Origin of the sequence: Allokutzneria sp. NRRL B-24872 (genome assembly GCF_002155965.1) — a bacterium.
Lineage (GTDB): Bacteria > Actinomycetota > Actinomycetes > Mycobacteriales > Pseudonocardiaceae > Allokutzneria.
Genome location: NZ_MUMH01000018.1, coordinates 21,280 through 38,567, shown reverse-complemented (window position 1 = coordinate 38,567; position 17,288 = coordinate 21,280). Strand labels below are relative to the sequence as shown.

17 protein-coding genes and 1 tRNA gene are annotated in these 17,288 nt (G+C 69.9%); 10 read left to right on the top strand and 8 right to left on the bottom strand.

Annotation, left to right across the window (positions count from 1 at the left end; all coding sequences use genetic code 11):
* Positions 1-24: 24 nt before the first annotated feature.
* From CCN37_RS05015 to CCN37_RS05005, 3 genes are all read right to left on the bottom strand, one after another.
* Positions 25-1,164, bottom strand: a complete 1,140-nt coding sequence (locus CCN37_RS05015; protein WP_086819464.1) for a cystathionine gamma-synthase — start codon at positions 1,162-1,164, stop codon at positions 25-27.
* Positions 1,165-1,672: 508 nt separating this feature from the next.
* A complete protein-coding gene (locus tag CCN37_RS39630; RefSeq protein WP_168200524.1) occupies positions 1,673-2,881 on the bottom strand; it encodes a hypothetical protein in 1,209 nt (402 codons plus the stop codon).
* Between the two features lie 111 nt (positions 2,882-2,992).
* Entirely contained in the window at positions 2,993-4,363 is a 1,371-nt protein-coding gene (locus CCN37_RS05005) for a cystathionine beta-synthase (protein WP_086819462.1), read from the bottom strand.
* 247 nt (positions 4,364-4,610) lie between these two features.
* Between CCN37_RS05005 and CCN37_RS05000 the strand changes: the two genes are divergently transcribed.
* The 3 genes from CCN37_RS05000 (at position 4,611) to CCN37_RS04990 (ending at position 7,211) form a co-directional block, all read left to right on the top strand.
* Positions 4,611-5,543, top strand: coding sequence for an SGNH/GDSL hydrolase family protein (locus CCN37_RS05000; RefSeq protein ID WP_086819461.1), 933 nt, complete (start codon positions 4,611-4,613; stop codon positions 5,541-5,543).
* A gap of 51 nt (positions 5,544-5,594) precedes the next feature.
* Positions 5,595-6,815, top strand: coding sequence for an acetyl-CoA C-acetyltransferase (locus CCN37_RS04995; RefSeq protein WP_086819460.1), 1,221 nt, complete (start codon positions 5,595-5,597; stop codon positions 6,813-6,815).
* A gap of 63 nt (positions 6,816-6,878) precedes the next feature.
* A complete protein-coding gene (locus tag CCN37_RS04990) occupies positions 6,879-7,211 on the top strand; it encodes a hypothetical protein (RefSeq protein WP_086819459.1) in 333 nt (110 codons plus the stop codon).
* A gap of 72 nt (positions 7,212-7,283) precedes the next feature.
* Here the strand turns inward: CCN37_RS04990 and CCN37_RS04985 are convergent, their stop codons facing one another.
* A complete protein-coding gene (locus tag CCN37_RS04985; RefSeq protein WP_086819458.1) occupies positions 7,284-8,066 on the bottom strand; it encodes a Bax inhibitor-1/YccA family protein in 783 nt (260 codons plus the stop codon).
* Positions 8,067-8,455: 389 nt separating this feature from the next.
* Between CCN37_RS04985 and CCN37_RS04980 the strand changes: the two genes are divergently transcribed.
* Both CCN37_RS04980 and CCN37_RS04975 read left to right on the top strand, forming a co-directional pair.
* Positions 8,456-9,880 (top strand): hypothetical protein, encoded by a 1,425-nt coding sequence (locus CCN37_RS04980; RefSeq protein WP_086819457.1) that lies wholly within the window; start codon positions 8,456-8,458, stop codon positions 9,878-9,880.
* Positions 9,880-10,626: a class F sortase gene (locus CCN37_RS04975; protein WP_086819456.1), complete on the top strand. Its 747-nt coding sequence runs from the start codon at positions 9,880-9,882 to the stop codon at positions 10,624-10,626. The genes CCN37_RS04980 and CCN37_RS04975 overlap by 1 nt, the downstream gene beginning before the upstream one ends.
* A gap of 55 nt (positions 10,627-10,681) precedes the next feature.
* Here CCN37_RS04975 and CCN37_RS04970 read toward each other — a convergent pair whose 3' ends face one another.
* Together CCN37_RS04970 and CCN37_RS04965 are read right to left on the bottom strand one after the other, a co-directional pair.
* Positions 10,682-11,128, bottom strand: a complete 447-nt coding sequence (locus CCN37_RS04970; protein WP_168200523.1) for a matrixin family metalloprotease — start codon at positions 11,126-11,128, stop codon at positions 10,682-10,684.
* 52 nt (positions 11,129-11,180) lie between these two features.
* A complete protein-coding gene (locus tag CCN37_RS04965; RefSeq protein WP_086819454.1) occupies positions 11,181-12,158 on the bottom strand; it encodes a sorbosone dehydrogenase family protein in 978 nt (325 codons plus the stop codon).
* Between the two features lie 224 nt (positions 12,159-12,382).
* Between CCN37_RS04965 and pqqA the strand changes: the two genes are divergently transcribed.
* From pqqA to pqqB, 5 genes are all read left to right on the top strand, one after another.
* Entirely contained in the window at positions 12,383-12,472 is a 90-nt protein-coding gene (gene pqqA / locus CCN37_RS04960; RefSeq protein ID WP_086819453.1) for a pyrroloquinoline quinone precursor peptide PqqA, read from the top strand.
* A 91-nt stretch (positions 12,473-12,563) separates the two neighbouring features.
* Entirely contained in the window at positions 12,564-13,256 is a 693-nt protein-coding gene (gene pqqC / locus CCN37_RS04955) for a pyrroloquinoline-quinone synthase PqqC (protein ID WP_086819452.1), read from the top strand.
* A complete protein-coding gene (gene pqqD / locus CCN37_RS04950) occupies positions 13,243-13,509 on the top strand; it encodes a pyrroloquinoline quinone biosynthesis peptide chaperone PqqD (RefSeq protein WP_371503599.1) in 267 nt (88 codons plus the stop codon). Before pqqC ends, pqqD begins: the two co-directional genes overlap by 14 nt.
* Positions 13,509-14,597, top strand: coding sequence for a pyrroloquinoline quinone biosynthesis protein PqqE (pqqE, locus tag CCN37_RS04945; protein WP_086819451.1), 1,089 nt, complete (start codon positions 13,509-13,511; stop codon positions 14,595-14,597). Before pqqD ends, pqqE begins: the two co-directional genes overlap by 1 nt.
* A complete protein-coding gene (pqqB, locus tag CCN37_RS04940; RefSeq protein ID WP_086819450.1) occupies positions 14,594-15,508 on the top strand; it encodes a pyrroloquinoline quinone biosynthesis protein PqqB in 915 nt (304 codons plus the stop codon). The genes pqqE and pqqB overlap by 4 nt, the downstream gene beginning before the upstream one ends.
* Before the next feature lie 252 nt (positions 15,509-15,760).
* On the opposite strand, the gene CCN37_RS04935 is transcribed toward pqqB, so the two are convergent.
* Both CCN37_RS04935 and CCN37_RS04930 read right to left on the bottom strand, forming a co-directional pair.
* Positions 15,761-15,837 (bottom strand) — tRNA-Leu (locus tag CCN37_RS04935).
* Positions 15,838-15,947: 110 nt separating this feature from the next.
* Entirely contained in the window at positions 15,948-17,123 is a 1,176-nt protein-coding gene (locus CCN37_RS04930; protein ID WP_246842814.1) for a RimK family alpha-L-glutamate ligase, read from the bottom strand.
* Positions 17,124-17,288 lie beyond the last annotated feature (165 nt).

Genomic DNA, 17,288 nt, shown 5'->3' with positions numbered 1-17,288 from the left:
GCCCTTCGTCGTTGTCAGCTCAGATCAGCCCAGCGCGGCGCGCAGGTCCTCGACCAGGTCGTCGCCGTCCTCGATGCCGACGGAGACGCGGACCAGGTCGGCGGGGACCTGGAGCAGGGAGCCCGCGGTGCTCGCGTGCGTCATCCGGCCCGGGTGCTCGATCAGCGACTCGACGCCGCCGAGGGACTCCGCGAGCGTGAACAGCCTGGTGCGCGAGCAGATGTCCATCGCCTCCTGCTCACCGCCGGCGACGGTGAAGGAGATCATGCCGCCGAAGCGCCGCATCTGCTTCGCCGCGACCTCGTGCCCCGGGTGCTCCGGCAGGCCGGGGTAGAAGACCTTCGTCACCTTCGCGTGCCTGGTCAGCATGTCGACGACGCGCTCGGCGTTGTCACTGTGCTTCTCCATGCGCAGCGCCAGGGTCTTCACCCCGCGCAGCGTCAGCCACGCGTCGAACGGGCCGGGCACCGCGCCGCCGCCGTTCTGCAGGAACGCGAACTGCTCGGCCAGCTCGTCGCTGTTGGTCACCAGCGCGCCGCCGACCACGTCGGAGTGGCCGCCGACGTACTTGGTCGTGGAGTGCAGCACCACGTCGGCGCCCAGCTCCAACGGGTTCTGCAGGTACGGGGACGCGAAGGTGTTGTCCACCACCAGTTTCGCGTCAGCGCCGTGCGCCACCTGGGCGAGCGCGGCGATGTCGGCGATGTTCAGCAGCGGGTTGGTCGGCGTCTCGACCCAGACGACCTTGGTGTTGGGCCGGATCGCCGCGCGCACCGCGTCCACATCGGACAGTGGGACGGGCGTGTGCTCGATGCCCCACTGCGAGAGCACCTTGTCGATCAGCCGGAACGTGCCGCCGTAGGCGTCGTTCGGGATGACGAGGTGGTCCCCGGGACGGCAGAGCGAGCGCAGCGCCACGTCGGAGGCCGACATGCCGGAGGCGAACGCCCTGCCGTGCTTGCCGCTCTCCAACGCGGCGAGGCAGGTCTCCAGCGCCGTCCGCGTCGGGTTGCCGGTCCGGGAGTACTCGTAGCCCTGGCGCAGCCCGCCGACGCCGTCCTGGGCGTAGGTCGAGGTGGCGTGGATGGGCACGATGACCGACCCCGTGTTCGGGTCGGGTTCCTGTCCGGCGTGGATAGCCCTGGTCGCGAAGCCGTCACTCATGAGATGAGACTACGCACTCCGCTGACCCCGTCGAAGCCGATGTGCGCCACACGGTCCACCCGTCGAGACGAACGGCACTGACCTGATCGGACCTACTGACCAGATCATCCTCGAGGCGGCCCCCACTGCTGCTGGAACTGTTGCCGCGGCGGGCCCGCCTGCCGGATGCGCGAGCGAACCGCGGCGCGCGTGTCCGAGAGGAACCAGACCACTGCGACCACGGCGGCGAAGAGCATGCCCGGTGACAGAACGATCGCGACAGACGAGATCCCGGCACCGACACGCGCCCGCTCTGCGTCACTGCACACGCAGCTCGCGAACGCAGCGCGAGTGACACCCGATGTTCAGACCGGACAGAATGAGGCTGCTGACCCTCGCGAACGTCAGCCCCGACGAACTCGGTCGCCGCGGCGGCGGGCCCCACTGCTGGGGCCGCGGAAACGGCGCCAGCCCCCGGCGGTGTGCCGGGGGCTGGCGCGGTGGAACGACTCAGTTCGAGCGGCTGGGCCTACTGCTGGCCCGGCCACCCCTGCTGCTGACCCGGCTGGCCGGGCTGCTGCTGACCCCACTGCTGCTGGGGCTGCTGCGGAGCCTGCTGGCCCCACTGCCCCTGCTGCGGCTGGGCCTGCTGGCCCCACTGGCCCTGCTGGGGCTGCTGCTGGCCCCACTGGCCCTGCTGCTGGCCCCAGCCACCCGCCTGCGCGGGCTGCATCCCGGCCTTGGCGCGAACCTCGGCCACGGTCATCGGCAGGAACCACAGCACGGCGAGACCGGCGAAGAGCAGCATCGCGAAGATCGACGTCGCACCGGCGCCGACGGCGATCATGGTGATCAGGCCGGAGAGCGCGACGGCACCCGCGCTCACGCCAGCGCCGAGCCGGGCCCATTCCTTGCCCTGCTGCCCGGCGAACCAGCCGCAGGCGGCCGTGGCGGCGGAGCCGACCAGGATCACGATCCCGAGGATCAGCGCGAAGACGAGCGTGCCGGAGCCGGGACCGGCCGACGGGGTGGGAATGCGCCCGCCGAACTGGCGCGACAGCTCACTGAGCGAGCTCTGCGCCTTGCTCAGGTACGAGAACGCCTCGATGCTGTTGATCAGCCCGACGATGCCGAGGATCGTGAACAGACCACCGATACCGATGCTGGCCCACATCGCGATCAGCAGCATCGGCGGAGCGCCGCCGCCCTGCTGCTGACCCCACTGCTGCTGGGGCTGGCCCCACTGGCCCTGCGGCTGCTGCTGGCCCCACTGGCCCTGCGGCTGCGCGCCGGGCTGCTGCTGGGCGCCCCACGCGGGCTGCTGGAAGCCACCGGAGGGGGTACCGGGCTGCTGCGGGGGCTGCTGGCCCCACTGCTGCTGCGGCTGCTGGGCACCCCACTGCGGCTGCTGCTGGCCGTAGGGCTGCTGTGGCTGCTGTGGCTGCTGCACGGGGGCACCACCTCCGACGACCTGAGTTGCGTCAGCGGCCCCCGGGGCCGCCTGCGGGGTGGACGGCGCGACGACCTGGGTCGCGTCGGCCGAGTCGCCGGAACCGCCGAGCGCGGAGCTGATCCCCTGCGCGCCCTCCTGGCCGGCGCCATGCGTTGTCGTCGGGAGATCTCCCGCCGAGGACGGTGTCGGCTGTTCCGCCACGGCCCCTCCCTTGTCCTCGTTGTTCTCGCCTGGTGCCTGCTGGCCGCCCTGGTTCTGGTTGTTGGGCGGCTGAGGAGCGGTCATCGGGTTCCTACCCCCTTGGCCTGGCCGGTAAGTCCGTGTGCGGCAACGCTAGCGGATGCTCCGAACGGACCAGAGGCGCAGTGGCCGTGGTCGTTGTGTCGATCTTCAAGGTCAACGGCCTGCAAGGAAACCCAGCACGTCCTGCCGGGTCACCACGCCTGCCGGTTTGCCATCCTCCAGCACCATCGCGCCGTCCGCATCGGACAGCGCCTTCATCGCGGTGCTGATGGCCTCACCGGCGCCGATGGTCGGCAGCGGCGGGGACATGTGCTGTTCGACGCGGTCGGTCAGCTGGGCGTTCCCGGTGAACAGCGCGTCGAGCAGATCGCGCTCGTTGAGCGCTCCGGAGACCTCGGCCGCCATGATGGGCGGTTCGGCGTTCACCACGGGCATCTGGGAGACACCGAACTCCCTCAGCACCGCGATGGCGTCGGCGACGGTCTCGTTGGGGTGGGCGTGCACGAGCTCGGGAAGCGTGCCGTCCTTGCGGCGCAACACATCCCCGACGGTGTGGCTGTTCTGGTCCGGCGGGAGGAAGCCGTAGGAGGACATCCACGAGTCGTTGAAGACCTTGGACAGGTAGCCGCGCCCGCCGTCCGGCAGCAGCACGACGACCACGGCGTCCGGGCCGAGCTTGGCGGCCACCCGCAGCGCCGCCGCGGCGGCCATCCCGCAGGAACCGCCGACGAGCAGGCCCTCCTCGCGGGCGAGGCGGCGGGTCACGTCGAAGGAGTCGCCGTCGGAGATCGCCACGATCTCGTCGCAGATCTCGCGGTCGTAGGTGGTCGGCCAGAAGTCCTCGCCGACGCCCTCGACCAGGTACGGGCGCCCGGAGCCGCCGGAGTAGACCGAGCCCTCCGGGTCGGCGCCGATGATCTGGACCTGCCCGCCGGAGATCTCCTTGAGGTAGCGGCCGGTCCCGGAGATGGTGCCGCCGGTGCCGATGCCCGCGACGAAGTGGGTGATCCGCCCCTGCGTCTGCTTCCACAGCTCCGGGCCGGTGGAGTGGTAGTGGCTCTCGGGGTTCTGCGGGTTGGCGTACTGGTTGGGCTTCCAGGCGCCGGGGATCTCGCTGACCAGGCGGTCGGAGACGTTGTAGTAGGAGTCCGGGTGCTCCGGCGCGACGGCGGTCGGGCAGACCACGACCTCGGCGCCGTAGGCCTTCAGGACGTTGCGCTTGTCCTCGCTGACCTTGTCCGGGCAGACGAAGACGCACTTGTAGCCCTTGCGCTGGGCGACGAGCGCGAGGCCGACACCGGTGTTGCCGGAGGTGGGCTCGACGATGGTGCCGCCGGGCAGCAGCTCACCGGAGCGCTCCGCCGCCTCGACCATGCGCAGCGCGATGCGGTCCTTCACGCTGCCGCCGGGGTTGAAGTACTCGACCTTGGCCAGCACGGTTGGTGCCAGCCCCTCGGCCAGGGAGTTCAGCTTGACCAGCGGGGTGTTGCCCACGAGGTCGACAATGTGTTCGGCGTACTCCACCGGTGCTTCCCTCTCAGCTGTCTGCGCGACCGCACGGGGGTGGTGCCCACCGCAGCGGCCTGTGGCGTGCCGAGGGTAGTCCCCGCCGCCACCAGCGCGAAGTCCGGTATGGGCGGTCGTGGCCGACAGGTGAGGAGAACGCACCCGATGCGGAACAATCGGCGGTGAGTTCTGCGTCTTCTGGGGGAGCCGCCCGATACTCGTCCAGCGGTGGTCGGGCGGCGGGTGGCGGAAGGAGGTCCTCGCGGTGGCAGGTCTGCGCGCACTGCGAATCGCGGCGGCGGCCGCTGGAGCCCTCGGTGGGCTCTCCGGCGCCGTGTACAGCCTGTTGAACGAGCAGTCGCGGCGAGCGCGGCTGATCATCGGCCTGCCCGAGGCGCCACCGCCCCGGGCCGACGGCGTGTACCTGCCGACCGGTGAGGGACCGCTCGCGCCGGAGGACCCCGCCGTCGGTGAGCCGCCGGTGCTCTTCGCGATGATCGGCGACTCGATCGCGGCCGGGCTCGGTGTGGAGACGGCGGCCGAGCTGCCCGCGGTGCTGCTGGCCAAGGCGCTCGCGGAGGAGTCGGAGCTGCCGGTCCAGCTGACCACGTACGCGGTGAGCGGCTCGACCAGCAGGGACCTCGAAGGCCAGGTGGACCTGGCGCTGCGGCAGCCGCCCGACCTGGCGCTGGTGATCATCGGCGGCAACGACGTCACCACGCAGATCCCGATCACGACCTCGGCGGCGCTGCTGGAGAGCAACGTCGGCAGGCTGCGCGCGGCCGGGGCCGCCGTGGTCGCGGGCACCTGTCCCGATCTGGGAGCGGTGCGGCCGATCCCGCAGCCGCTGCGCTCGCTGGTGCGCTCGTGGAGCCTGCTGCTGGCCAAGACGCAGCACCGCGCGATCGAGCGCGCGGGCGGGATGCCGGTCCCGCTCGCCGACCTGCTGTCGCCGGAGTTCCTGACCCGCCCCGCCGAGCTGTTCAGCGCTGACCGCTTCCACCCCTCGGCGGCGGGCTACCTGATCTCCGTGGAGGTGCTGCTGCCCGCGCTGTGCAGTGCCATCGGCGTGTGGCAGGGCGGGCCGATCGCCGAGCCGCCGACGCGCTCGGCCGCCGCGGAGGCGATGCGCCCGAGCAGGCGGATCGCCGCCCGCATCGAGGCCGCGCGGGCCAAGAGGTTCCACCGCCACAACTAGGGTTACCGACGAGTAGTGTCGGGCCAGCCCCTCGGACGAAGGAGTCCCGCGATGCCAGAAGCCGTGATCGTCGCAGCAGCCCGCTCCCCCATCGGCCGCGCGGGCAAGGGCTCGCTCGTCGACGTCCGCCCGGACGACCTCGCGGCCCAGGTGGTCACCGCTGCGCTCGGCCAGGTCCCGCAGCTCGACCCGCGCGAGATCGACGACCTGATGCTGGGCTGCGGCCTTCCCGGTGGCGAGCAGGGCTTCAACCTGGGGCGCGTGGTCTCGGTGCTGCTCGGCCACGACCACCTGCCCGGCTGCACGGTGACCCGCTACTGCGCGTCCAGCCTCCAGACCACGCGGATGGCACTGCACGCGATCAAGGCGGGCGAGGGCGATGTGTTCATCAGCGCGGGCGTGGAGACCGTCTCGCGCTTCGCCAAGGGCAGCTCCGACTCGTGGCCCGACACCCACAACCCGCTCTTCGCCGACGCCGAGGCCCGCTCGCAGCGCGTCGCGGAGCAGGGCGCGGGCGAATGGCACGACCCGCGCGAGGACGGCGCTGCGCCGGACGTCTACGTCGCGATGGGTCAGACGGCGGAGAACCTGGCTCTGCTCAAGGGAATCAGCCGCGAGGAGATGGACCACTTCGGCGTCCGCTCGCAGAACCTGGCCGAGCAGGCGATCGCGAACGGCTTCTGGGCGCGCGAGATCACGCCGATCACCAAGCCCGACGGCACCGTGGTGAGCGCCGACGACGGCCCGCGCGCCGGTGTCACCTACGAGAAGACCGCCACGCTCAAGCCCGTGTTCCGCCCCGACGGCCGGATCACGGCGGGCAACTGCTGCCCGCTCAACGACGGCGCGGCGGCGCTGGTGATCATGAGTGACACCAAGGCGAAGCAGCTCGGCCTCACCCCGCTGGCCAGGGTCGTCTCCACCGGCGTCTCCGGGCTCTCGCCGGAGATCATGGGCCTCGGCCCGGTCGAGGCGTCGAAGCGGGCGCTCGCGCTGGCCGGGATGTCGATCGGCGACATCGACCTCGTCGAGATCAACGAGGCGTTCGCCGCCCAGGTCATCCCGTCCTACCAGGAGCTCGGCGTCGATCTGGGCCGGCTCAACGTCAACGGCGGGGCGATCGCGGTCGGCCACCCCTTCGGCATGACCGGGGCCAGGATCACCACCACGCTGATCAACTCGCTGCGCTTCCACGACAAGCAGTTCGGCCTGGAGACCATGTGCGTCGGCGGCGGCCAGGGCATGGCCATGGTGCTGGAACGCCTGAGCTGACCTCGCGTTTCAGGCTCGCCTGTAGCGGTGGCGCCCGGCAGGGCTTGGCACGACACTCCGATAATGATCTTGAAGAAGCACACGGGACGGTTCGGCCTCGCCGCAGCGCTCTGTTGCGTCCTGCTCCCCCTGGTCGCCGCTGCGCCCGCGAGCGCGGCGGAGCGGGCGCCGCAGGTCTGCGGCGAAGGCCCGAACAGCACGTTCGAGGGCGAGTACGCATCGTGCGGCGAGTGCGAGGCCGTCGCGCGGTCCTACCAGGACGCGGGCGGCGGGCCCGGCAACGTCGGCTACGTCTGCATCCCGATCACCGGCGGTGGCGGCAAGCACAGCCTGGGCATCTGCGGCCACGGCGGCAAGATCACGATCAAGGGCCGCACGTTCCGCGAGTGCACCTGAGCCGTTCGACCCGAGAACGCGGAACGGCCCCGGTCGAGGTGACCGGGGCCGTTCGCATGTCGTGCGGGTGGATCACTCCTGGCGGAGCAGGTACAGCAGGCGCAGGATCTCGACGTAGAGCCACACGAGCGAGGCCACCAGCCCGAAGGCGGTGAACCAGGCCCACTTGGCCGGGTAGCCGGCGCGGACCATCTCGTCGGCCTGGTCGAACTCCAGCAGCAGCGTGAACGCCGCGATCACGATGAACAGCAGGCCGATGCCGATGCCCAGCCAGCCGTTGCGGATGCCGAGTCCGCCGGGGACGAAGAAGCCCACGAGCATGTTGGCCAGCATCAGCACGGCGGCGCCGATGACACCGGCGACGATCATCTTGGTCAGGCGCGGGGTGACCCGGATGGCGCCGGTCTTGTAGACGATCAGCATGCCGAGGAACACCGCGGCCGTGCCGATGAGCGCCTGGACGCCGATGCCCTTCATCTGCGGGATGCTCTCGAACAGCCCGGTGAGTGCCCCGAGGACGATGCCCTGGGCCGCCGAGTAGATCAGCGTCAGCGCGGCGCTCGGCTTCGGCCGGAAGCACATGAAGATCGCGATGCCGATGCCGACGAGCGCGGCGGGCAGCGCGAGCGCGTACATCGCCCCGCCGCTCATCGCGGTGAGGACACCGGCGACGATCACGACGGCCAGCGACGCGGCGGTCTTCATGACCACGTCGTCGGCGGTGATCGGTCGTTCGGCGGTGGGAGGCGCCGACGGGTAGGGGTCGTAGCCGGCGGCCTGACCGCCGTGCTGGAACGAGGCGTAGCCGCCACTGCTCGGCAGGTTGCGGAACGCCGGGTTGCTAGAAGTGCGCACCTCAGTCCTCCAGGAACGTGTTTCACACCGTCCGCCGAGTACAACGTCGGTCGACGCGCTGGGGTTCCCGGGACGGTTAAAGCCGAACTTTACTCTTCGCCGCCGACACCGACCCCAGGGTCCGGCGAATCGAGGCCGATCTTTGTTCTTCGATGTCGACCACGCCACATACCGGCGGTACGTGACGATCTCCAGCGGCCATTCGTGGATCTTGATACGACTGGGTGTACCAGCGGATTGACCCGAATGTGCTAATTCACCAACGCAACGCGCACGTTGTCCTCCTCGGGTTGTCGCCCCGACGGTGGCTTGTGACCTGTCCGGGGTGCGGAAACCATCGTCGCGGATGCCGCACACGTGATCGGCGTCAAGATCAACCGAGGAGCCATATGTCTGGCCAACGGCTGGGCCACCGCAGGCTGCTCGCGGGTGTGACCGCGGGCGCTCTGCTCACCATCACCGCATCGCTGGCACTGCCGGCCGTCGCGGTCGCCTCCGGAGAGAAGCTGGGACAGCACACCGACGCCCAGCCCTACAAGAACAACCCCGAGCCCAAGGACTGGCTGGGCTCCTACGACTGGCGCGGCAAGCAGGTGTGGTGCGTGCGCTTCGGGCTCAACGTGCCCGACGACGGCGTCGAGTACACCCAGGCGAACGGGCCGCTGACCAACAAGTGGGGTGAGCCGCTGGGCAAGGACGTCCCGGCGAAGATCTCCTACCTGCTGCTCCGCTACCAGGACACCACCTCCGTGCACGAGGCCGCCGCGCTGGCGCACGTGCTGCACGTGTGGACCTCGGGCACCACCGACGCGGGCCGGCTCGACCCGAGCAACACCTTCGACACGGTGGGCTACGACGAGAAGTTCCACTTCGACCGGCTCACCGACGAGGCCAAGACCTCGGTCGGCGCGCTGCGCGAGGACGCCGACGCGCACTTCGGGCCGTGGAAGGTCGAGCTGACCGCGCCGAAGGACGACCAGATCATCGGCAAGGCGGGCAAGTGGCAGCTGAGCGTGGTCTCGGCGACGGGCAAGCCGGTCGGTGACGTTCCGGTGAAGCTCACGGCCACCGACGGCACGCTGGGCGGCGGGGAAGCCGCCCGGACGCCGAAGGACGGCAAGCCGCTGAGCATCGCGCTGACCCCGACCGGCGAGGCGCCGAAGCTGGCCGGCTCGGTGGAGAACCCCAACGCCGACCCGGTGCTGCTGATCCCGTCCAACCCGAAGGCGCAGCAGATCATCACCACCGGCGGCCAGAGCACCGCGAAGGCCGAGGCCGAGGCGAAGGCCCGCACCGCTCCGGGCATCGTCAAGCTGAGCAAGGTCGACGCGGCCACCGCGAAGGGCGTCGCCGGGGTGGCGCTGCGGGTGACCGCGGCCGACAAGACCTCGGCGCTGGAGAAGCAGGACGGTTCCAAGCTCGTCGGCGCGGACGGCAAGCCGGCGGTGCTGCAGACCGGGCAGGATGGTCTGGTGAGCATCGCCGACCTGAAGACGCCGCAGGAGGCGTGCCTCATCGAGGTGGCCCCCGCGCCCGGCTACGAGGAGGGCTTCGACCCCTCGGCGCCGCCGACCGTGTGCGGGAAGCTGACGCCGGGCGCGACGCTCGCGCTCACACTGACCAACAAGCCGAACACGCCGAAGATCACCGTGCCGAAGACCATCCCCGCCGGTGATCTCGGCGAACTGGCGCTGGTCAGCGGCACCACCACGACCAGCGTGAACACCGCGGCGCTCGCCGGTATCGGCGTCCTCGGCGCCACGGCGGCAGCGCTGGTGCTGACGGTGCGGCGCGGCAGGGGCGCCCGCCGGTGATGGCGAAGGAACAGTCGCTCTACCCGAGCCGGGCCGGTCTTGGTGGTCGCACCAAGACCGGCATCGGCCTGTTCGTCGTCGCCGCGGTCGCGGCCGCGATGGGCGTGGCCGGGCTGGACCTGCGGACCTCCGTCGTCGGTGAGGCCGTCGACTCGGCCGAGCGGCCGCCGGTCCAGCTGCTGCCGGGCACGGACCTGAGCGATTCCAGCACCAGCGTGCGCCGCTGGGGCCTGCCCGGCGGCGTGATCAGCGCTCCGGCACCGCCCGCTCCGGTCGCGCCCGAACCGCCGTCCGGGCAGAAGCCGGGCACCGTGCGGTTGCCCGGTGGCGGCACGGCGACGTTGGTGCGCAAGGAAGTCGGCCCCGACGCGACCCTCCCGGTGCCCGAGGGCGTCCGCGAGGCGACGTGGTGGGGCGCGGGTCTCGGCGCTCCAGCAGGGGCGACCCTGCTCGCGGGACACGTGAACTTCCGCGGCTCCGTCGGTCCCTTCAACGAGCTGTGGAAGGCCGAGCAGGGCCAGGACGTGACGGTCTCGGACATGAGCGCGGCGGGCGGCAAGGTGTTCCGCTACAAGATCAGCGAGATCATCACGCTGCACAAGAACGAGCTGCCCGAGTCGGCCGACCGGCTGTTCTCGCAGCAGGGACCGCACCGGCTGGTGCTGGTGACCTGCGGGGGCCGGTGGGTCGGCGGCGATCTGGGCTACAACGAGAACCGCATCGTGGTGGCGACACCGCAGGTGTGAAGAACGAACGCGGGCCGGAGTCCACAGTGTCCACAGTGGGCTCCGGCCCGTTCGTTCACTGCCGTCCGTAGAGGACCAGCAGGTTGTCGTAGTCGATGCGGTCGGGCTCAGTGACCTTGTTGGTGTCACCGTGCATGAGGACGCCCTTGGTCTTGCAGTGCCGCAAGCCGATGGCGTGCCCCATCTCGTGCTTGACGACGTTCAGCGTGGCCTTCTCGATCGCGTCGAAATTGCCGTCGTCGCCCTCACTGCTGGTCTTCTTGAGACCGATGGTGACGCAGTTCGTCTGCGGCGCGCAGGTCTCGGTGAGCCGCGGCTGCACGCAGGGACTGCGGTCCCACGACTCGACCCCCTTCTTGACGTCGTTGAGGAACGCGGTGGTCAATCCCTTGGTCGCGAAGTGGATGACGACCTCTTCACCGTTCTTGCGCTGCCACAGAAGCTGATCGTCGTCGTAGTCCTGGTCGCGCAGCGGCCAAGGAGGTCGGCGCTGCCTCGTCAAGGGCCGCACGACGGGCCGGGTCCACAGTGGACTCCGGCCCGATCATGCGGCGTCAGTTGCCGTCTGCGCGGTGGATCGCCGTCGGCGTGATCACGTACAGCGAGCCGTCCGGCGCCGCCTCGACCGCGCGCGTCCGGCCGAGGCTCGTATAGAGCTTCGAGCCCGCACCGGCGGTGGTCAGCTTGTACGTGCCGCCCTTGAGCGAGGCCATGTACAGGCTGCCCTTGAAGTACTCCAGCCCGCTCGGCGTCGCCGCCGAAGTGGCCCAGCTCTTCACCGGGTTGGTCATACCCGCAGTGGAGCACGCGCCCTCACAGGTCGGCCAGCCGTAGTTCTTGCCGGCGTCGACCTTGTTCAGCTCGTCGAGCTTGCTGGCCCCGATATCGCTGATGTAGAGCTGGTTCCCGGCCCACGCCAGGCCCTGCACGTTGCGGAAACCTTTGGCGTAGACCACGGAGTTCGGCTTCGGGTTGCCGGGGGCGGGCTTGCCGTCCTTGGTCATCCGCAGCACCTTGCCCGCGAGCGAGTTGTCGTTCTGCGAGTTGGAGCCGTTCTGCGCGTCTCCGGTGCCCACGTAGAGGTGGCCGTCCGGGCCGAACTCCAGCCTGCCGCCCTGGTGGTTCTGCGCGCCCCTGGGAATGCCGGTCAGGACCGGCTGCGGGGTCTGCCCGAGCTTGAGCTTGGCGACGCGGTTGTCGCTGGCGGTGGTGTAGTAGACGTAGACGGTCTGGTCGGTGGCGTAGTCGGGCGACACCGCGATGCCGAGCAGCCCGCCCTCGTTGGAGGTCGCCACGCCGGGGATCTTCTGGACCTCGCTGAGCTTGCCCGCCTTGTCCAGCTTGCGAATCCTGGCGTTGTTGCGCTCGGTGAACAGCGCGCTGCCGTCGGGGAGGAAGTCCAGCCCCCACGCCTGGCTCAGCCCACCGACGATCTGGCTGATCGCCTTCGGCTCGGCCGCGGACGCGTGGCCCGCCGCGCCGAGCGCGAGGGCCGCCACCACACCGACGACCACGCCACTCTTCTGGTTCATCTTCTCTCCTCGCTAGCCTCACCAGCCGCGCGGATTGCGCAGGGACGGATTCATGTACATAAACTTCAATGCGAATCCGGAGAAACCAGGGAAGCGCTATCCGACGAGGAGCGTCAAGAGGTAAAGGTAGTTTCCGAAACGTACCTCCAGGGTCTGGCGCTTCCCGGCGAACACCCCTACGGTTGTGACGTCCACCACGGCAAGATGAACGACGGGAGTGGTCCGTGGAGAACACCGAACACCTTGAGTGGGTCATGCCCGACTTCGTCGAGTACGACACTCCGATGGAGGTCACCGCCTACGCGGCCCGGTGACGACGAGCGCCGTGCGTTGCGACCTGAACTGGCGGCGGTCTGGTCGCGACGCACGGTTTTTTCTGCTGTTGGGAGTTCGGTGAGCACGGAAATGCTGTCGGAAGAAGAATTCGTAACCGCATTACGCGGACTGGCTCCACGCTACTGGGGATCACACCCTTTTCACCACAGACTGCATTCGGGTGAACTGAGCCGGTCCGAGTTGCGGATGTGGGCGGCGAACCGCTGGTACTACCAGTGCGTGCTCCCGCAGAAAGACGCGGCGATCGTTTCCAACTGCCCCTTGGCCGAGGTCAGGCGACTGTGGGTGGACCGCATCGTCTACCACGACGGAGCCGCCGACGGCGAGGGTGGAGCGGAGAAGTGGCTGCGGCTGTGCGAGGCCGTCGGGCTGACCCGGGACGAGGTGCTCGACCAGCGGCACGTGCTGCCCGGGGTGCGCTTCGCCGTGGACGCCTACGTGGACTTCGCCCGGCGCAAGCCGTGGGTGGAGGCCGTCGCGTCCGGGCTCACCGAGATGTTCTCCGGGCACTTGATGCGGCGCCGAGTGACCGACATGCTGGCGAACTACGACTGGATCGACCGCGCGGACCTGGCGTACTTCACCACGCGCATCGAGGCGGTTTCCGGTGAGGGCAAGCAGACGCTGGACCTCGTCGTGAAGCACTGCGTGACTCGTGAGCAGCAGGACCTCGCGGTGCGGGCGCTGTCGTTCAAGTGCGACGTGCTGTGGAGCATCCTCGACGCCCTCGAACTCGCTGGGGTGCAACGTGATCGGGCCTGACCAGCGACCGAGGCACCGGCGCGGGGTGCGGTTGAGCTTCGACCGCGTCCGGCAGGCGCACGTCCTGCTGTTCCCGGAGGGCGTGCTGATGCCCAACGCGACGGCGGTGGCCGTGCTCGAACTCTGCGACGGCGAGCGCACGGTCTCCGAGATCGTCACCGCGCTCTCCGACACCTACAAGGGCGTTCGGATCGAGGACGTGCAGAAGGTGTTGGCGCGCTTCGTGGAACGGCACGTCGTGGAGGTGGCCTAGTGCCGGAAGCAGCCGCTCCTCTTGGCCTGCTCGCCGAGCTGACGCATCGTTGTCCCCTGCACTGCCCGTACTGCTCCAACCCACTCGAACTCATTGCGCGCCAACAGGAACTGAGCACCGAGCAGTGGTGCTCAGTGCTCGACCAGGCGCGCGATCTCGGCGTGCTCCAGGTCCACCTCTCCGGTGGAGAACCGTTGGCGCGCACCGACCTCCCCGAGATCGTCAGCCACGCCAGGAGCCTCGGCTGCTACGTGAACCTGGTGACCTCCGGCGTCGGCCTGACCACTCCGCGCCTGGCTGATCTCGTCGAGCGCGGCCTCGACCACGTGCAGCTCTCCCTCCAGGGCGCTTCGGAGGCCAACAACAACGCCATCGCGGGCGCACGGGTGTTCAAGCACAAGCTCGTCGCAGCGGAGGCGGTGGCCGAGGTCGGGGTGCCGCTGACGGTGAACACCGTGCTGCACAGGAGAAACCACGGCGAGATCGCTGAGCTGATCGCGACCGCGGAACGACTCGGCGCGGAACGGCTCGAACTCGCCAACACCCAGTACTACGGCTGGGCTCTGCGCAACCGCACGGCGCTGATGCCGACGCGGGACCAGCTCGACGCGGCGGAGCCGATCGTGCGCGAGGCGACCGAACGGCTCGCGGGCAAGATGCAGATCGTGTACGTGGTGGCCGATTACGCCGACGCGCACCCGAAGCCCTGCATGCACGGCTGGGGCGCGAGACAGCTCACCGTCGCGCCGGACGGCACCGTGCTCCCCTGTCCCGCCGCCACCGCGATCACCACGCTCGAACTGTCGTCCATTGTGGACACTCCGCTCGCGGAGATCTGGTACTCCTCCAGTTCTTTCAACGCTTTTCGCGGCACCGACTGGATGAGCGAGCCGTGCCGGGGCTGTCCGCGCAAGGACACCGACTTCGGCGGCTGCCGGTGCCAGGCGTTCCTGCTGACCGGGGACGCCACCGCGACCGACCCGGTCTGCTCCCTGTCACCGAACCGCGGCCTGGTCGACGAGATCCTCGCCGAGCAGCCGACGGTCGACGTCGAACTCACGATGCGCGCGCCCGGGAGAGTCCGATGAAGGTGGTCCTGCTCGGAACGGCAGCGGGCGGCGGTTTCCCGCAGTGGAACTGCGCGTGCCGGATGTGCGCCGCGTGCCGCGCGGGCGACGTCCCGGCGCGCACCCAGGACTGCATCGCGGTGAGCCCGACCGGGCGCGGGTGGTTCCTGGTCAACGCCTCCCCCGACATCCGCGCGCAGATCGTGTCCACTCCCGAGTTCACGCCCGGTCCCGGTCCGCGTGACACCCCGCTGAGCGGAGTCCTGCTCACCGACGCGGAACTGGACCACACACTCGGCCTGCTGATGCTGCGCGAGGGCGGCGGCCTGCGCGTCTGGGCTCCCCCCGCCGTCGCGCACGCGCTCGAACACGACTTCGGCGTGCGTGGAGTGGTGGCGCGCTATCGCCAGTGGGACTGGGAGATCGCCGAGCCCGGCGCGGAGTTCGAGGTCGTCGAGCCCGGCGGCGCCCGGCTGCTGGTGACCGCGATCCCGGTGAGCGGCAAACGCCCGCGCTACGCGGCCGAGTCGACCGCTGAGGGCCCCTGGGTGTGCGCGTACCGCATCAGCGACCCGGAGACCGGCGGAGCGCTGCTGTACGCGCCCTGCCTGGCTTCGTGGCCGGAAGGATTCGACGAGCTGGTGTCCGGCGTGGACTGCGTCATCCTGGACGGCACCTTCCACTCCGCGCAGGAGATGCCCGGCGCGACGGGGAGCGCGGTCGGCGGTGGGGAGCAGAAGTCCATGGGGCACATCCCGATCAGCGGCCCTGAGGGCAGCTTGGAAGCCCTGCGCGCCCATCCGGGGACGCGGCGGCTCTACACGCACCTGAACAACACCAACCCGGTGCTGGACAACGGTTCCCCGGAGCACGCGGAGCTGGCGGCGGCGGGCGTCGAGGCTCCGCCGGACGGCACCGCCTTCGAACTGTGACCCGCCGGAGTCGTGATCGAGATCACCCGGTCGCTCTCTCGGCACCGTTCACCCCCGGCCGAACCCGGTGATCACCCGAGCCCGGTTCACGATCCGTGCTCGGCACACCCGGACGAGTGCGCCCCAGCAAGATCATCAACGCGCGGCCGGTGCTACGTGCAGTGATCGCAAAGTGGGCCGCTGACCAGCGACGAAAGGATTCTGCTAGGGTTCTGGACGATCTTGGTCCGAGCATTCGGACCGGCGTCGCGATGGTGCCCCCGATCGGATTCGAACCGACACTCTGACCCTTTTAAGGGGCCTGCCTCTACCGATTGGGCTACGGGGGCAGCGGGCAGCCTAAACAATCAACCCCGCTTTGCGGGAGCCGTACGTGACAAGTCGCCCATGAGGCCCAATTTCTGTAACGCGGCGGACCGGCCATCCGGCGGATGACCGCTCAGCGCGTGCCCCGGGCGGCACCCAGTTCGGCGAACCTGGTCGCGACCCACTCGTGCACTGCCTCGGACACCTCGGAGCTGCCCGCCCGGTGCTCGAACCAGCGCCAGTCGCAGCTGACGTTGACCTCCAGGAACACGTGCTCCGAGCCGGTCACCAGCAGGTCGAAGGCCGCGACTTGGACCCGCCAGTGCCGCGCCAGCGCGCGCAGCCGCTGTGCGAGCGCGTCCGGGATCTCCGCCCTGGTGACCGTCACCGCGTCCGGGTCGACCCACAGCTGCGCCGGGTCGAGCTTGTCGACGCGGTAGGCGATGAGCTTCTCGCCCACCACGAAGACCCGCAGTTCGCCCTCGGAGTTCACGTACTGCTGCACGATCACCGGGGCGGGCTCGGGGACGTCCCCGGCCCTGCTGGTGTCCAGCGGGCGCGGGAAGAGCCCGTGCAGCGCGCCGGGCCTCGGCTCCAGCAGGTGGTGCCCCGCGGTCTTGACGATGCACTGGCCGCCGCCGGGCCTGCTGCGCCCCGGCTGGGTGGTCACGGCCGTCCTGGGCACGCGTAAGCCGAACGCCCGCGCGTCGGTGAGCTGGGTGAGCCGGTCCAGGTGGCAGGTCGCCCGCGTCGGGTTGACGTGCTCCCAATCGGTCCGGCCGGAGAGCCAGTTGGCCACCGAGCGCCACTGGTCCACCGAGTACGAGCCGTTGATCGTGCGCGGGTCCACCGGGACGGCGGTGAGGTCGAAGTGCCTGCGCCACACCAGCATCGGCCGCAGCAGCCGCTGGTCGAGCTCGATCAGCGGGGCGTCGGTGTAGACGGTCAGCGCGAGGTTGAGGCAGCGGTCGGCGTCCACGCGGGCCATCCGGATGCCGCGCTCGGCCAGCGCCAGGGAGAGCTCGTTCATCTCCATGTCGGCGGCCCTGGCGAGCACCAGCACGCACGGCACCGGGTCCCCGTCGTCGTCGACGAGGCCCATCTCGTGCACGCGCTCCTGGAAGTCCAGGCAGGTGTTCGGGGACCGGTAGTAGTAGTCCTGGCCCTGCAGCAGCAGCGGAGCGGGCCGAGGTGAGGTCGTGGTCGGAGCGGGAGCCGCTGGAGGCGTGGTCGCGGAGGCAGCCGGCTCCGTGGCCGGCTGGTGGGGTGGGAACAGGGCGCCCTCCTGCTCCCACCCGACACTCGACATCTCTAGTCGTCCTTCTTGCGGAAGACCTTCCGCGCCTTGGCGTACTCCGAGGCGTAGTCGGCGAGCGCGCTGTCGTCGGCCCTGCCCTGGCGGACCAGGGCGGCCAACTCCTTGATCGACATAGCGGTCACCTCTTCTCCGGTGTGATGCCTCACACGTTCAGGT

Excerpts from the sequence above, each read along its gene's own strand:
- CCN37_RS05015 (WP_086819464.1), bottom strand. The coding sequence starts at position 1,164 with ATGAGTGACGGCTTCGCGACCAGGGCTATCCACGCCGGACAGGAACCC.
- CCN37_RS39630 (WP_168200524.1), bottom strand. The coding sequence starts at position 2,881 with ATGACCGCTCCTCAGCCGCCCAACAACCAGAACCAGGGCGGCCAGCAG.
- CCN37_RS04995 (WP_086819460.1), top strand. The coding sequence starts at position 5,595 with ATGCCAGAAGCCGTGATCGTCGCAGCAGCCCGCTCCCCCATCGGCCGC.
- CCN37_RS04990 (WP_086819459.1), top strand. The coding sequence starts at position 6,879 with ATGATCTTGAAGAAGCACACGGGACGGTTCGGCCTCGCCGCAGCGCTC.
- CCN37_RS04980 (WP_086819457.1), top strand. The coding sequence starts at position 8,456 with ATGTCTGGCCAACGGCTGGGCCACCGCAGGCTGCTCGCGGGTGTGACC.
- CCN37_RS04975 (WP_086819456.1), top strand. The coding sequence starts at position 9,880 with ATGGCGAAGGAACAGTCGCTCTACCCGAGCCGGGCCGGTCTTGGTGGT.
- CCN37_RS04965 (WP_086819454.1), bottom strand. The coding sequence starts at position 12,158 with ATGAACCAGAAGAGTGGCGTGGTCGTCGGTGTGGTGGCGGCCCTCGCG.
- pqqC (WP_086819452.1), top strand. The coding sequence starts at position 12,564 with ATGCTGTCGGAAGAAGAATTCGTAACCGCATTACGCGGACTGGCTCCA.
- pqqB (WP_086819450.1), top strand. The coding sequence starts at position 14,594 with ATGAAGGTGGTCCTGCTCGGAACGGCAGCGGGCGGCGGTTTCCCGCAG.
- CCN37_RS04930 (WP_246842814.1), bottom strand. The coding sequence starts at position 17,123 with ATGTCGAGTGTCGGGTGGGAGCAGGAGGGCGCCCTGTTCCCACCCCAC.